The sequence below is a fragment of the Prescottella equi genome (genome assembly GCF_020171745.1).
GTDB lineage: Bacteria > Actinomycetota > Actinomycetes > Mycobacteriales > Mycobacteriaceae > Prescottella > Prescottella equi_A.
In genome coordinates, this window is the sequence record NZ_JAIVAH010000007.1 from 232,527 (window position 1) to 246,160 (window position 13,634).

Sequence of the window (13,634 nt, forward strand, 5' to 3'; positions counted from 1 at the left end):
CGTCCGACGAACACTCCCTCGGGCGGAAGCCGTCCCACGACGGGCAGCGCCTTACGTGCAGTATCCGCCCGCCGCGCAGTGCGGTCCAGATCGGCTGGTCAGGCGTGGTGTGGATACTGGCACGCATGAGTGAGCGCGTCGAGGGCACGGGACCCGACACAGGCGGCGACACCGCGGACTTCCGGGTGCACGTCGCGACCCAGGCCATCCGCCTCTTCGCCGAGCACGGGTACGAGGCGACCACGGTCGATCAGATCGCGGCGGCCGCGGGCGTCTCGCGGCGGACCTTCTTCCGCCAGTTCCGGTCGAAGGAGGACGTGATCTTCGCCGATCACGAATCACTGATCGCGCAGGCGTCCGCCTTCCTCGCGAGCACGACCGCGGATCCGTGGGAGGCGGTCTGCGATGCCGCCCACCTGGTGTTCAATCGGTATCGCGAGAACCGAGAACTCTCGGTGCGCCGCTACCAGGTGGTCCAGCGCGTGCCGGCACTGCGTGACCGCGAACTCGTCACCGGATACCGGTACGAGCGGGTGTTCAGCGACTACCTCCGGGACGCCGTGCCCGCGGCTCCGCCCCTCGACGTCGTCGGCTTCACGGCAAGCGTGACGGCGTGCCACAACTACCTGCTCCGGGCCATGATCCGGGGTGACGAACACGCGACGCCCGAGGCGCTGCGCGGCGCCCTGGCCGAGATCCGACACAAGTTCGCCCCCGGCGTCGCCACACCTCGGGGCGCCGCCACCTCCACCCCCGGCGAGTCGGTGACGGTCGTGACGTACCCGGCCGGCACGCCGGCCGACGAGGTGGCTCGGCAGGTGCGCCGGCAACTCGAGGCCCGCCAACCTTGACTGGCACTAAGTGCCATGCTTGACTGAGGGCATTCGTGGACGTACGTACGCGATCGGTAGAAACGTGCCGAAGAGTACGCACAGCCAGCCCAACCAGGCCTGGCACTGAGTGCCCGAACACTCGGCGCCGGCGCCCGCACGACGAGGAGCGTCCCCATGTCCGGCAATCCCGATTTCCCCCTCTTCCAGCTGAACGAAGAGCACGACGAGCTGCGGGCCGCGATCCGCGCCCTGTCCGAGAAGGAGATCGCGCCGTACGCGAAGGAGGTCGACGAGAAGGCCCGCTTCCCCCAGGAAGCGCAGGTCGCGCTCGTGAACTCGGGCTTCAACGCCGTCCACGTCCCCGAGGCCTACGACGGCCAGGGCGCCGACTCGGTGGCCACCTGCATCGTGATCGAGGAGGTCGCGCGCGTCTGCGGTTCGTCCTCGCTCATCCCGGCCGTCAACAAGCTGGGCACGATGGGCCTGATCCTCAAGGGCTCCGAGGAGCTCAAGAAGCAGGTCCTGCCCGAGATCGCGGCCGGTGCGATGGCGTCGTACGCCCTCTCCGAGCGTGAGGCCGGGTCCGACGCGGCGAGCATGCGCACCCGTGCGAAGGCCGACGGCGACGACTGGATCCTCAACGGCTCCAAGTGCTGGATCACCAACGGCGGCCAGTCCACCTGGTACACCGTGATGGCCGTGACCGATCCCGACAAGGGCGCCAACGGCATCTCCGCGTTCATGGTCAACAAGGACGACGAGGGCTTCGTCGTGGGACCGCTCGAGCACAAGCTCGGCATCAAGGGCTCCCCCACCGCCGAGCTGTACTTCGAGAACTGCCGCATTCCGGGCGACCGCATCATCGGCGCGCCCGGCACCGGCTTCAAGACCGCCCTCGAGACCCTCGACCACACCCGTCCGACGATCGGCGCCCAGGCGCTCGGTCTCGCGCAGGGCGCGTTCGACGCGGCGCTCGCATACACCAAGGACCGCAAGCAGTTCGGCAAGTCCATCGCGGACTTCCAGAACACCCAGTTCATGCTCGCCGACATGGCGATGAAGATCGAGTCCGCCCGCCTCATGGTCTACACCGCGGCCGCTCGTGCCGAGCGCGGCGAGAAGAACCTCGGATTCATCTCCGCCGCCGCGAAGTGCCTGGCATCGGACGTCGCGATGGAGGTCACCACCAACGCGGTCCAGCTGTTCGGCGGCGCCGGCTACACCACCGACTTCCCGGTGGAGCGAATGATGCGAGATGCGAAGATCACCCAGATCTACGAGGGCACCAACCAGATTCAGCGTCTGGTCATGTCACGCGCACTGCTCAAGTGACGCACGGTTCCGCTGCGAAGGTTCCCCCGGTCGGGCTCCCCGGCGTTCAATGAGGGAACGGCGCCCACGGGTGCCGCAGTAGGTGACAGCACGGTTCGAACCGGGTACTGCGCCAAGCAGGCCGTTCGGGGGCCGGCACCGTGACCGACGCAGGGGAGTTGATACGCATGGGTTCGATCAGCATTCTCGGTGAACTGGTGGACGTCCTGGGCCAGCTGATGGCCATCATGGGCGGTGAAGGACTCGGAGGCGGTGGCGGCATCGGCGGCGGCCTGGGAGGCGGCAGCCTCGGTGGCGGCGGCGGCCTGGGCGGTGGCAGCCTCGGCATCTGACCGTTTCGCGGCACTCACGATGTCCGTCACCCCGGCGCCGGAGCTTTCGACGCCGGGGTGACGGATGCCCGGCCCCTGAATAGCAGAATGATCCGGATAGCAGAATGACCGTGACAGCACTTCGCCCGACGGCGAGGTGACGAGACGACAGTGGAGATTCGACTGTGGAGCTAGTTGGTGTGATCGGTGGCGGCACGATGGGTGCCGGCATCGCCGAGGTGTGTGCCAAGGCCGGAAGCAACGTCCTGATCCTCGAGACCAAGCAGGAGTTCGCCGACGCCGCCCAGGCCCGCGTCGCGAACTCGATCGGCAAGGGCGTCGCCCGCGGCAAGATCACCCAGGAGGAGGCGGACGCCGCCATCGCCCGGGTCCGGGTCACGCTCGACATCGAGGAGTTCGCCGATCGCGATCTCGTCATCGAGGCCGCACCGGAGATCGAGGCGCTCAAGTTCGAGATCTTCGGCAAGCTCGACAAGATCGTGAAGCCGTCGGGCATCCTCGCGACCAACACGTCGTCGATCCCGGTCATCAAGATCGCCAACGCGACGCAGCGTCCGTCGCAGGTCGTCGGCGTCCACTTCTTCAACCCGGTCCCGGTCATGCCGCTGGTGGAGATCGTCGTCAGCCTGGTCACGTCGGAGGAGACGGTCGCGGCGGTCACCGAGTTCGCGCGCGACACCCTGGGCAAGAAGGCCGTTCGCGCGGGCGACCGCGCCGGCTTCATCGTCAACGCGCTGCTGATCCCGTACCTGTGCGACGCGGTCCGCATGCTCGAGTCGGGCTACGCGTCCGCCGAGGACATCGACGAGGCCATGAAGGGCGGCTGCGGCTACCCGATGGGCCCGCTGACGCTGCTCGACACCGTCGGCCTGGACGTCGCGCTCGCGGCAGCCGAGTCGCTGTACGCCGAGTTCGCGCAGCCGAACTACGCGCCGCCGGCCCTGCTCCGTCGCAAGGTCGACGCCGGCCACCTCGGCCGCAAGACCGGCCAGGGCTTCTACAGCTACAAGTAGAGACTGCATACGCCTCCGGCCCGCATCCCTGCACGGGATGCGGGCCGGAGGCGTTCTGCCGAAAGATCAGGCGGCGGGGAACAGCGCGCCGAGGGCGCCGATCACCGACAGGATCGCGCCGAGGCCGCCGATGATGGTGCCGACGCCACTGACGACGGGCTGGATCTGCTTGAGCAGGGCGAGATCAGCGGTGGAAGAACCCATGTCGAAAACTCCTCACAGTGAATGATGTGTCCGCGCTTCGCGGCGCGTCCCGGGTTGCTGCACGGTGCCCACGACACTAATCGCGAGATCCGGGCAGAGATTCTGCGAGACAGTCGATTTCGCTTCGGCCTGCTCGAATCTCCGTGAGTTATATTCACGTGACCCGGCAACGGTCCCGGAACGATCGGGTGTCGAACAGGCGAACAGAAGCGGTCGAATCGGGTCAGCCGACCGCCAGAGAGCGGATGATCCGGACAATTCCGGAGAGAGGCGTCTGTCGGTCCGAGCAGTCGTAGTTGGGTACGCGTCCGTTCCCCAGGTTGAAGTAGGTCCCCACCTGGCCGAGTGCCGGAAGAACCGGCGGGGTCGTGCACGCATCCGCGACGAGGCACGGGTAGTCGGCGAACAGTGCCGCGAGACGCTCACGATGGGGTGCGGATATCCGGAACCCGGGATCTATCAGCGATACGGTCTCCACCTGGAAGTACTCGACGCCGGCGGCTACGAGTCGGTCCAGATGCCTGCGAGTGTCGAGCAGGCCGACGTCGTCCTTCATGACGAAGAGGCCGTTCGCGATCTTCGGAACCGGCAGCCGCGCCAGCAAGTCCAACTGTTCGGCCGCCGCCGATTCCTTGGGTGCGTCGACGACCGTGAATTCGAAATAGGTGGGCCGGAGCGCCTCGACGGCATCGACGACGTCCTGCGCCGACAGGGCCGCCGAGGCATCGATGTACAGCGATGTCCGCGGGCCGACCAGGTCCTGCAACATCGTGAACGTGCCCGCGTCGACGACTCGCCGGTCGGTTGTCGCGGCGTCGCCCAGGCAGATACCCACGATGTCGACGCCGCGCAGCTTGTCCGCCTCGCGGCGCGAGGTCACCTGGTTCACCTTGATCACAGAAACCTCCCCCGCGTAACCCGACCCCCGGATAGTAGGCGAGGTCCCCCGCTCGCGCGGGGGACCTCGTTCACGCACGGCACGAACGGAACTCAGTCGTCGAGGACGCCTATCCGCCCCTCGACGGCCGCCCGCGCAATCGATTCCTGCATCGCCGGGCAACTACGGGCGCGCGACACGGGGTCGGCGGCACCGTCCAACGCCTGGCACGCGGCACGCGCCTCGGCCGTCCACTGCACGGACGTGTGCTGCCAGCTGTTCTTGGCCACCAGCACCCGGCAGCCACAGCGGTCGCACTCGACAGGGTCCACGACTACGCCTGTTCCGCGGCCGCGCGGCGGGCCAGGTTGTCGGCCACTTCCTGCTTCCACGACTCGACCGGCTTGGTGGTGTCGAGCTCGAACTCGAAGCGGTCCACCATGTCCGGGGTGACGTCGGCGACGTCGACGTAGAACTGCTCGTACCAGCGGCGCAGCTGGTAGACCGGGCCGTCCTCGTTGGTCAGCAGCGGGTTCTCGATGCGGGTCTTGTTCTTCCAGATCTCGATGTCCTGCTCGAAGCCGATCCCGATGTAGCCGATCATCGCGTCCACCAGCTGGTCCGCGATCTCGGCGGGAACCTGCTCGGTCTTCTTCACCGAGATGCCGTACATCAGCACGAACTTGTCCGGCGCGATCGGGTAGTGGCAGTTGATCAGGACGGACTCGACGTCGTACTTGTCGTAGTGGTAGATCAGGTCGTCGATCATGAAGGACGGGCCGTAGTACGCGGCGACGGACGTGTTGCCGACCAGCTGCGGCACGTCCGGGTCGGTCCACTCGGTGACGTCGTCGCGGCCGACGCCCTTCTGCTCCTGGATCGCGACGTGCCCCTCGAAGATGTTCTTGAAGTACGTGGGGAACGAGTAGTGCACGTAGAAGAAGTGCGCCATGTCCACGACGTTGTCGACGATCTCGCGGCAGTTGGTGTCGATGATCAGCGACTTCCACTGCCAGTCGGTCCACTCGGCGTCGGTCGAGCGCATCGGGGGGATCGTGACGTCGGCCGGCGGCGGGTTGCCCTCGGGGTCGTTCCACACGAACAGCAGTTCGTCCTGCTCCATCGTCAGCCACGCGCGCGTCTTCGCGACCGGGGGCACACGACGCGCGTAGGGGATGTCGGTACAGCGGCCCTTGCCGTTCCAGCGCCAGTCGTGGAACGGACACGCCACCGAGTCGCCCTTGATCGTGCCCTGGCTCAGGTCGCCACCCATGTGGCGGCAGTACGCGTCGAGGACCTTGAGGTCGCCCTGGCTGTCGGCGAACACGACCAGCTTGGTGCCGAAGGCCTCGACCGAGTGGGGCTTGCCGTCGCGGAATCCGTCGACGAGGCCCAGGCAGTGCCAGCCGCGGGCGAAGCGCGCCGGCGGGGTGCCCTGGTCGATGATGCGGATCTCGTCGGTGTCGACGTCCCCGGCATGCACGGAGGTCATGATCAGTCCTTTCGTCCCACGGTGCACGCAGGCGGGCTGTGCCGGTGCTCCGTTCGAACCTCCAATCTCCCGACGCCGAAGCCCCGTTTCCAGAGGCCCTCCCGTTGACTGGTCATTCGTTCGGTGACTCGATCAGCTCGACACCACGGGCACGAGTTCCGGCGCCACGACGTCGGTCAGCCGGTCCCAGGGGACCGTCACCACGATCAGCCCGATCGCGTGCGGGCCCACCTGGTAGTCGGTGAAGTGGAGTTCCATCCCCGCCGGGGTGGCCACCCAGTTCGCGAAGTTCTCCCGCTTCGGCTCGATCCCTTCGCGCTGGAAATCGGGGCCGGCGGCCGTCGTGGGCAGAAGACGCGCGGACTCCTCGGACAGCCGGTTCAGGCCGGCCTGGAGGTCCGGGAACAACCGATCGAGGGTGATGGGTTGCGCGTCGTCGGCATCGATCACCACCGTCGCGACGAGCGGCGTCGGATGCGCGCCGGGCGGGTCCGCGTTCCACGACGTCACCAGGAGCCCGCTGACGACCCGCGCACCGATGTGCACGACGGCCGACCGGTCGGTGGATTCGAGCGTGAACCGGTCCCCCGGCCAGCCGTCGATCTGATCCTGCAGCGCCGCCCGCATCGACTCGTCGAACTCGGTCACGACGGCGGGGTCGCCGCCCTCGATCTGCGGCACCACGACGTCGTACCGGACCCGACCGGTGTCGCCCGCGACACGCACCGAGGTTGCGGTGTAGGCGTTTTCGTTCGCCGTTGCGGTCGGCAGGGTGGACGACGCGGAGGCCGACGCCGACATCGTCGACGGAGCCGCCGTCACCGTCACGCCTCGTGTCTCGGCCACGCCGTCGGTTTCGCTCGAACAAGCCGACACGGTGAGGAGCATGCCGGCGGCCGACGCTACGGCCGCTTTGCGAAGGATCCGCGAGTTCGCCATCGCTCCATCATCACTCCCGACGCCTACCGCGGCACGGCAACGGCAAGCTCACGCACACGCCGGAGACGTGAGCCCCGCGACGCTGACGATGCCGCACGCGTTGTCCTTCGACAGCTTCCACACACCGTCCTCGGCGACGAAGGTCATGACGCTCTCGGGTGCGGGCTGACCGTCGAGTGCCATGACGACGGTCGCCGCGACCGTGCCGTCGCCGAGGTCGGTCACGTCGGTGACCTGTGCGGACGCCTTGTTCACCTTCGCCGCCTCGACCACCTGCTCGATCAGCTGCGGATCGGTCTGCGCGCCCTGGACCAGCGCGATCTTCTCCGCTGCGGGGACCGTCTCGTCGAACGCGCGCGCCAGGTTCGCGTTCAGTTCGGCGGGTGTCGGCGCGGCGATGAGCTGCGGTGTCACGGTCGTGGACGACGGCGGAGGCGACGGCGAATCGCCGGGTTCCGCCGGCTCGGAGCACGCGGCCGTCGCGAGCGCCGCACCGCACAGGATCGCCGCCGCAAGCACCTTCGGACTCCGCTTCGCCCCACCACGCATCGACATCATGCCGCTCCATTCGTCCGGTTTCCCTCGAATGCGCAACGGTAGAGGCGCTGCAGACCAGCAGAGACCGATACGACGGCGCGGCGCCGAACTCTTACCGTCTCCTCACGATTGACGAGCGGACGGCCCGAACCCCTTCCCGTCGCGGTCGGTCGCGAGCACCATCGAAGAGATGACCGCTCCGGCGCTCCACCTGAAATCGGCTCGAGGTCGGTGGGTCGTGGCCGCGACCGTTCTCGGCTCGTCCCTCGCGATGCTCGACGGCACGGTCGTGAACGTCGCGCTGCCCCGGATCGGTGAGGACCTCGGCGCCGAGGTCGCGGGCCTGCAGTGGGTACTCAGCGGCTACACGCTCACCCTGGCGTCACTGATCCTGTTCGGTGGGGCGCTCGGCGATCGGGTGGGACGTCGACGAGTATTCGTCTGGGGCACAGTCTGGTTCGCAATCGCGTCCGGTCTGTGCGCGCTCGCACCGAATGTCACGATCCTCGTCGCCGCGCGCCTGTTGCAGGGCGTCGGCGCCGCCCTGCTCACCCCGGGAAGTCTCGCGATCATCTCGGCGTCGTTCGACGACGAGGACCAGGGCGCGGCGATCGGGCTGTGGTCCGGACTGGGCGGGGTCGCGGCGGCCGTCGGCCCCCTGCTCGGCGGCTGGCTCGTCGAGGTCGCGGGCTGGCGCTCGGTGTTCCTGATCAACCTGCCGCTCGCCGTCGCCGTCGTCTGGGTGTCCGCGCGGCACGTGCCGGAGACGCGGGATCCGCACCCGCCCGAGCGCCTGGACGTCCTCGGGTCCGCGCTCGCCGCGCTGGCGTTGGCTGCGCTCACCTACGGACTGATCGAGACGACATTGTGGGCGGTGATCGCCGGTCTCGTCCTCATGGCGGCGTTCGTCGTCGTCGAGCGACGATCCCGGTACGCGCTGGTGCCGGGATCCCTGTTCGCGTCCCGCGTGTTCGTCGCCGCCAACCTGGTGACGCTGGCGGTGTACGCGGCGCTCGGCGGGGTGTTCTTCCTGCTGCTGCTGCAGCTGCAGATCGTGTCCGGCTACTCGCCGCTGGCCGCGGGCGTCGCGTCGCTGCCCATCACGATCCTGATGCTGCTGCTGTCGTCGCGGGCCGGACGGTGGTCGCAGGTCCACGGCCCCCGCATCCCCATGACGATCGGGCCGCTGCTCGGTGCGGGCGGTCTGCTGCTGATGCTGCGGATCGGGCCCGGTGCGTCGTACCCGACGCAGGTCCTGCCGGCGGTGCTGGTGTTCGGACTCGGGTTGGCGGCGCTCGTCGCGCCGCTCACCGCGGCCGTGCTCGGTTCGGTGTCGTCGGATCAGGCGGGCATCGCGTCGGGCGTCAACAATGCCGTCGCGCGCACCAGTCAGCTACTGGCGGTGGCCGCGCTCCCCGCGCTCGCCGGGATCGGCGCCGACGCCCTGACCGACCCCGTGGCGTTCGCGTCGGGTTTCCGGGTCGCGATGCTGATCTGCGCCGGACTGCTGCTGGTCGGGGCAGCGATCTCCGCGGTGATGATTCCCCGGAAGCCCGCACCCGAGGCACCGACAGCCGAAACGGCGGGCGAGAGCGTCGCGTGCCAACCGCACTGCGACGTCACCGCGCCCGCCGTTCAACCTCCCACGAACTGAAGCGTCGACGACGCCTGAAGACCGAGAGCGGTAGCCGGCGACTCTGCTCACTCGTCGATGTGCGCCTCGATCAACGCGACGAAATCGGCGGGATGGTCGACCATCGGAGAATGCCCGGCCCCGGGCATCTCGGCGGAGACGGCGGTCGGGATCCCTCTCACCAGCGCGGCGGCGTGATCCCGAGTGCGGGCGCAGTCGTCGCTGCCACGGATAACCAGGGTCGGTGCCGCAATAGAACCGAGGCGCGGCGTGAGATCCAACCGACGAGCCGCGGCGAGGACCGCAGCCAAGAAGTCAGGAGGGGTCTGCTGCACCATCGCGACGAACGTCGTCCACGTCGCCGGATCAGTGCGGCCTGTGAACAACATCCCGACCGTCTCCTCGATCGCAGCGCTGGACGCGGCCTCATCGGAGTTTGCCGCCTGGATCCATCGGTCGACCGCGGCCGCAAATCCCGGCAGTGTTCGGTCGGTACTCGCTCCGGTACCCACGAGCACGAGCCGCCGCACCCGCTCGGGATGAGTGGATGCCAGAATCTGGGCGACGATGCCGCCGACCGAGTTGCCCAACACATCGGCTGAGCCGATCCCCTCCACATTCATCATCGCGATCACGGCATCGGCGAGTCCGGATGGATCGGCAACACCCGTCCAGTCACCGCCGGCCAGGGAATAGAAGTCGACCGCATAGCAGGGCCGATGAGTCAGCGCACCCACCACCGGCGTCCAGAATTGCCAGCATCCAAACCACGGGTGCAGGAGCACGACCGGAGTTCCCTCACCGGCCCCGGACACGTGGTAGCTCAGCGCAGTGTGCGCCACCGCGACTTCTCGTCTTCGACTCTTGGTCACCCTTCTTCCCTTCGTATCGAAATAATCTGGGGCCGAGATCTGTTCGGTCACTCCGACAGGTACTCGGGCAGCTTCTCGGCCGGAGCACACCGTACGGATTCCTCCGGCTCCGGGATCTTCAGCAGGAGACCGGCGCACAGGGACACCACCGCCGTCCCCGCCATGTACAAAGCGATCGGAAGCCAGCTACCGGTCGATTCCAACAGCACCGCCGAAAGTGGCGGCGCTACAGCATTTCCGGCGATAAGCCCGAGAGTGAATCCGATCGACATACCGGTGAATCGCACCGATGGCGGGAACACCCGAGAGAAGTAGACCGGCACGACCGCGTAGTTGGCGGAGTAGCCGGCGAAGATCAGCCCGAACCCGAGCAGCATCAGCCAGTACTGACGAGTGTCGAGCAGTGCGAACCAAGCGAAGGGCAACACGACGAGAGACAGGGCCCCGCCGATGAACATCCTGCGGATGCCCACTCGATCGGCGAGCCCGCCGAACAACGGAAGACACACCAGCACGACAACCGTGGCCGGGAGCAGGACTTCGAGCATGGCACTCTTGTCGAGGCCGAGTCCTTCCTTACCGTATGTCAGGGAGAACACCGTGGTCATGGTGAATGCGCTTCCCGCGGCAACGATTCCGAGAGCGACGAGCACGACGGTCCGAATGTGTCCGTTCGCAATCGTCACGATGGGGCGCTCCTGGACGCCTCCACGCTTCTTGACACCCGCGAAGTCTGGCGTCTCCTCCAGCGCGACTCGGGCAATGAGGCCGATTACCACGAGAACACCGCTGAGCAGGAACGGGATACGCCACCCCCACGACTGCAGATCGCCGTCGGGTAGCTGCAGGATGAGCAGGAAGATCAGATTGGCCAGCAAGAGGCCGGTGGTGGCCCCGGTGTTGACAAGGGCGCCGAAGAAACCCTGTTTGCGGCGTTCGGAGTGCTCGACGGTCATCAGGACCGCACCGCCGTATTCGCCTCCGACCGAGAACCCCTGCAGCAAGCGCGCGATCACGAGCAGAGCGGGCGCGGCCAGGCCGATCTGGTCGTAGGTGGGCAGTAGTCCGATCATGAAGGTCGCCCCTCCCATGAGGACCAGAGTCATGATCAGCGCAGTCTTGCGTCCGATCCGGTCACCGAGATGACCGAACACCAGTGCCCCGACAGGCCTCGCGATGTAGGCGACCGCGAACGTCGAGAGTGCCAGGAGGGTGCCCACGGCCGGGTTGGCCTGGGGAAAGAACAGCGGCGCGAAGATCAGCGAGGCCGCCAGTCCATAGCAGGAGAAGTCGTAGTACTCGATGGTGGTGCCGATCCAGCTGGCGAACACAGCTTTCCGGCTCTGGGATTTCGGGTGCGAAGTTCCGGTCATCGTCGTCCTTCGGAGGGGGCCGGCCGGGTCTGGCGGCCGGATCGAGGTGGGACGTCAGTTCGGTGCGGGCACACACGTGCCCACAGGGCGATGAGCAAAGCCTGATGAATCGAAAGACCTTGTGATGCGGGCGATCACGACGATGGGACGCCCGCTCGAAGTCGTACCGTCGACCGGTGCACCGATCGACCGTACGCTGATTCGTACTATGTACGGTGCAGTGCACGCTGTCAATCGGTGGCGCGAATTCTCCGTGAACTCGGAGCCGACAGAACAACCCGGTCCGTGCCGGGGCGGGCAGTAAGGATCAGGCGCCGTTGCTGCCGTCGATCATCCGGACCACACTTTCGACGAACGCCTCGAGCCCGAACTCGAAATGCTCGTCGGACGCGAGGTCGGCGACATCGGCGGCGTGCGCAACGACCTGCGGGAACTTCTCGATCGGCAGACCCGCGTAGAAATGCCGCCGCTGGCGACGCTGCTCGGCCGCATCCGAGCCGTTCCGGCCCCACGGCCGTGGCGCCTGATAACTGGCAAAGCCCAGCGCGTAGGTGACCAGAAATCCGTAAGACCGCACGGCGACCGGGCCGGGAACGCCGGCGTCGACGAGCTTCTGGACCACCGCTTCCATGGCCCCACCCAGAGCGGCCTGACTGTCGGTGACTCGCGTGGCGAACAGGCGCACCACGGCGGGTTGTTCGCGCATTGTCGAGAGGAAAGCGCCTCCGACCGTGCGCAGCGCCTCGGCCGGATCCGCGTCCAACTCCTCGGGGAGTTGCATCCGCCCCAACACATGGTCGGCCATCGCGTCGAGTATCTCGTCCTTGCTGCGGAAATGCCCGTAGAGGGTCATGGCACCCACACCTAGTTCTGCCGCGAGGCGCCGCATCGTGAGACGGTCGAGGTCTGATTCGGCGTTGCAGATACTCAGCGCCACCTCGACGATTCGCTCGCGGGTGAGCGGGCGGGCGGAGCGCTTCTGCTGTCGCACCATGAGTCTCCTCGGATCATTCGGCTTCCCAACCGTACCGGACACTGTCCGGTCGCTCGTACGCCCAGGTGAGGACCAGTTCCCCTGCTCGAGATGCACGCGCTATCCGATCGGTGTACCGTACGCCGTACGGACCGTCAGAAGGGAATCAAATGGACAGGGAGACAGGGGTTTTAGAACTCGAAGTCGTAGCACTACGACGCGAGTCGGAGGACGTCCTCTCCGTCGAGCTCGCCGACCCGGAACAGCGGGCACTACCGCCCTGGTCACCAGGCGCGCACATCGACCTCGGGCTGCCCGAACACATCCGTCAGTACTCACTGATCGGCGATCCCGGGCACAACCGTAGCTATCGGATCGCAGTCCTTCGGGAGCCGGCTTCGACCGGTGGCTCCCGGTACGTACACGAGGTGTTGCGACCGGGCGAACTCGTCGAAGTCGGCGGTCCACGAAACAATTTCGAGCTCGTTGACGCAACGAACTACGTGTTCGTGGCTGGCGGCGTCGGCATCACGCCCCTGCTACCGATGCTGCGGCACGTACAGTCCCGCGGTTGCAGTTGGCGCCTACACTACGGCGGCCGGTCACGACGATCGATGGCCTACCTCGACGAACTTGCGGCCTACGGCGAACGCGTCGTGATCCGGCCTTTCGACGAGTACGGTCATCTCGACCTCGAGTCCGCCCTGGGCGATCCGGCCGACGGCACCGCGATCTACTGCTGTGGGCCTGAGGGACTGATCGCGGCCGTCGAACAGCGGTGCGAGGAATGGCCTTCCGGCACATTGCACGTGGAACGCTTCGCGTCCGCGTCTCGCGACGACGAATCCGAACTATTGCCGTTCGAGCTGGTCCTCGATCGTTCCGGGTTGCGCGTTCCCGTGCCGGCGGCCACGTCGGCCCTCGACGCCCTCGACGCCCTCGGCATCGTCGTGCCGAGCGCGTGCCGGGACGGGGTCTGCGGTAGTTGCGCCACGAAGGTGCTTTCCGGCGTCCCACTGCACCGTGATTCGGTCACGCCCGAGGACTGCACCGACATCCTCATGCCCTGCGTGTCGCGCGCACGGACCCCCGAGCTCGTTCTCGACCTCTGATTGCGGTTCACCCCGGACAGCCTGGCGCTCACGTGCACGGCTGCCACAATCCCACGTCTGGAGAAATCGTGAGCACTACAGCCGAACCAACGCCCGCCGTCGCTCCCCGCCG

General features: G+C 67.2%; 15 protein-coding genes. 6 read left to right on the top strand and 9 right to left on the bottom strand.

The features are described from left to right. The first annotated feature begins 125 nt into the window (after positions 1-125). The 4 genes from LCL87_RS06125 to LCL87_RS06140 all read left to right on the top strand — a co-directional run bounded on the left by LCL87_RS06125 (position 126) and on the right by LCL87_RS06140 (position 3,510). Positions 126-851, top strand: coding sequence for a TetR family transcriptional regulator (locus LCL87_RS06125; RefSeq protein ID WP_225017713.1), 726 nt, complete (start codon positions 126-128; stop codon positions 849-851). A gap of 156 nt (positions 852-1,007) precedes the next feature. Then, the gene (locus tag LCL87_RS06130; protein WP_225017715.1) at positions 1,008-2,165 is read left to right on the top strand and encodes an acyl-CoA dehydrogenase; all 1,158 of its coding nucleotides are present in this window, start codon (positions 1,008-1,010) and stop codon (positions 2,163-2,165) included. A 167-nt stretch (positions 2,166-2,332) separates the two neighbouring features. Continuing rightward, positions 2,333-2,497, top strand: a complete 165-nt coding sequence (locus LCL87_RS06135) for a hypothetical protein (RefSeq protein ID WP_225017717.1) — start codon at positions 2,333-2,335, stop codon at positions 2,495-2,497. 164 nt (positions 2,498-2,661) lie between these two features. Continuing rightward, complete coding sequence (locus tag LCL87_RS06140) at positions 2,662-3,510, top strand: 3-hydroxybutyryl-CoA dehydrogenase (protein ID WP_225017718.1); 849 nt, start codon at positions 2,662-2,664, stop codon at positions 3,508-3,510. A gap of 66 nt (positions 3,511-3,576) precedes the next feature. Here LCL87_RS06140 and LCL87_RS06145 read toward each other — a convergent pair whose 3' ends face one another. From LCL87_RS06145 to LCL87_RS06170, 6 genes are all read right to left on the bottom strand, one after another. Continuing rightward, positions 3,577-3,714, bottom strand: a complete 138-nt coding sequence (locus LCL87_RS06145) for a hypothetical protein (RefSeq protein WP_225017720.1) — start codon at positions 3,712-3,714, stop codon at positions 3,577-3,579. A gap of 223 nt (positions 3,715-3,937) precedes the next feature. Then, complete coding sequence (locus LCL87_RS06150; RefSeq protein ID WP_225017722.1) at positions 3,938-4,612, bottom strand: hypothetical protein; 675 nt, start codon at positions 4,610-4,612, stop codon at positions 3,938-3,940. A gap of 92 nt (positions 4,613-4,704) precedes the next feature. After that, on the bottom strand, positions 4,705-4,923 hold the full coding sequence (locus LCL87_RS06155) for a hypothetical protein (protein ID WP_225017724.1): 219 nt from the start codon (positions 4,921-4,923) through the stop codon (positions 4,705-4,707). A 2-nt stretch (positions 4,924-4,925) separates the two neighbouring features. Further along, positions 4,926-6,083 carry a 3-ketosteroid-9-alpha-monooxygenase, oxygenase component gene (locus LCL87_RS06160; RefSeq protein ID WP_225017726.1) on the bottom strand — a complete coding sequence of 386 codons (1,158 nt, stop codon included), beginning with the start codon at positions 6,081-6,083 and terminating at the stop codon, positions 4,926-4,928. A gap of 132 nt (positions 6,084-6,215) precedes the next feature. Next, positions 6,216-7,022, bottom strand: coding sequence for an RsiV family protein (locus tag LCL87_RS06165; RefSeq protein WP_237691781.1), 807 nt, complete (start codon positions 7,020-7,022; stop codon positions 6,216-6,218). 48 nt (positions 7,023-7,070) lie between these two features. Continuing rightward, positions 7,071-7,580 carry a WKL family lipoprotein gene (locus tag LCL87_RS06170; protein ID WP_225017729.1) on the bottom strand — a complete coding sequence of 170 codons (510 nt, stop codon included), beginning with the start codon at positions 7,578-7,580 and terminating at the stop codon, positions 7,071-7,073. 169 nt (positions 7,581-7,749) lie between these two features. Here LCL87_RS06170 and LCL87_RS06175 point away from each other — a divergent pair, with 169 nt between their 5' ends. Next, positions 7,750-9,213: an MFS transporter gene (locus LCL87_RS06175; protein ID WP_225017731.1), complete on the top strand. Its 1,464-nt coding sequence runs from the start codon at positions 7,750-7,752 to the stop codon at positions 9,211-9,213. 47 nt (positions 9,214-9,260) lie between these two features. Here the strand turns inward: LCL87_RS06175 and LCL87_RS06180 are convergent, their stop codons facing one another. From LCL87_RS06180 to LCL87_RS06190, 3 genes are all read right to left on the bottom strand, one after another. Then, complete coding sequence (locus LCL87_RS06180; protein WP_225017733.1) at positions 9,261-10,115, bottom strand: alpha/beta fold hydrolase; 855 nt, start codon at positions 10,113-10,115, stop codon at positions 9,261-9,263. Then, the gene (locus tag LCL87_RS06185; protein WP_225017735.1) at positions 10,112-11,437 is read right to left on the bottom strand and encodes an MFS transporter; all 1,326 of its coding nucleotides are present in this window, start codon (positions 11,435-11,437) and stop codon (positions 10,112-10,114) included. The genes LCL87_RS06180 and LCL87_RS06185 overlap by 4 nt, the downstream gene beginning before the upstream one ends. Before the next feature lie 307 nt (positions 11,438-11,744). Next, positions 11,745-12,431 carry a TetR/AcrR family transcriptional regulator gene (locus LCL87_RS06190; RefSeq protein ID WP_225017737.1) on the bottom strand — a complete coding sequence of 229 codons (687 nt, stop codon included), beginning with the start codon at positions 12,429-12,431 and terminating at the stop codon, positions 11,745-11,747. 149 nt (positions 12,432-12,580) lie between these two features. On the opposite strand from LCL87_RS06190, the gene LCL87_RS25770 reads away from it, so the two are divergent. Further along, entirely contained in the window at positions 12,581-13,522 is a 942-nt protein-coding gene (locus LCL87_RS25770) for a PDR/VanB family oxidoreductase (RefSeq protein WP_225017739.1), read from the top strand. Positions 13,523-13,634: the final 112 nt, after the last annotated feature.

Bases quoted from the DNA above. Each gene is read 5' to 3' on its own strand.
- LCL87_RS06125 (WP_225017713.1), top strand. From the start codon at position 126: ATGAGTGAGCGCGTCGAGGGCACGGGACCCGACACAGGCGGCGACACC.
- LCL87_RS06130 (WP_225017715.1), top strand. From the start codon at position 1,008: ATGTCCGGCAATCCCGATTTCCCCCTCTTCCAGCTGAACGAAGAGCAC.
- LCL87_RS06135 (WP_225017717.1), top strand. From the start codon at position 2,333: ATGGGTTCGATCAGCATTCTCGGTGAACTGGTGGACGTCCTGGGCCAG.
- LCL87_RS06145 (WP_225017720.1), bottom strand. From the start codon at position 3,714: ATGGGTTCTTCCACCGCTGATCTCGCCCTGCTCAAGCAGATCCAGCCC.
- LCL87_RS06160 (WP_225017726.1), bottom strand. From the start codon at position 6,083: ATGACCTCCGTGCATGCCGGGGACGTCGACACCGACGAGATCCGCATC.
- LCL87_RS06165 (WP_237691781.1), bottom strand. From the start codon at position 7,022: ATGGCGAACTCGCGGATCCTTCGCAAAGCGGCCGTAGCGTCGGCCGCC.
- LCL87_RS06170 (WP_225017729.1), bottom strand. From the start codon at position 7,580: ATGATGTCGATGCGTGGTGGGGCGAAGCGGAGTCCGAAGGTGCTTGCG.
- LCL87_RS06175 (WP_225017731.1), top strand. From the start codon at position 7,750: ATGACCGCTCCGGCGCTCCACCTGAAATCGGCTCGAGGTCGGTGGGTC.
- LCL87_RS06185 (WP_225017735.1), bottom strand. From the start codon at position 11,437: ATGACCGGAACTTCGCACCCGAAATCCCAGAGCCGGAAAGCTGTGTTC.
- LCL87_RS06190 (WP_225017737.1), bottom strand. From the start codon at position 12,431: ATGGTGCGACAGCAGAAGCGCTCCGCCCGCCCGCTCACCCGCGAGCGA.
- LCL87_RS25770 (WP_225017739.1), top strand. From the start codon at position 12,581: ATGGACAGGGAGACAGGGGTTTTAGAACTCGAAGTCGTAGCACTACGA.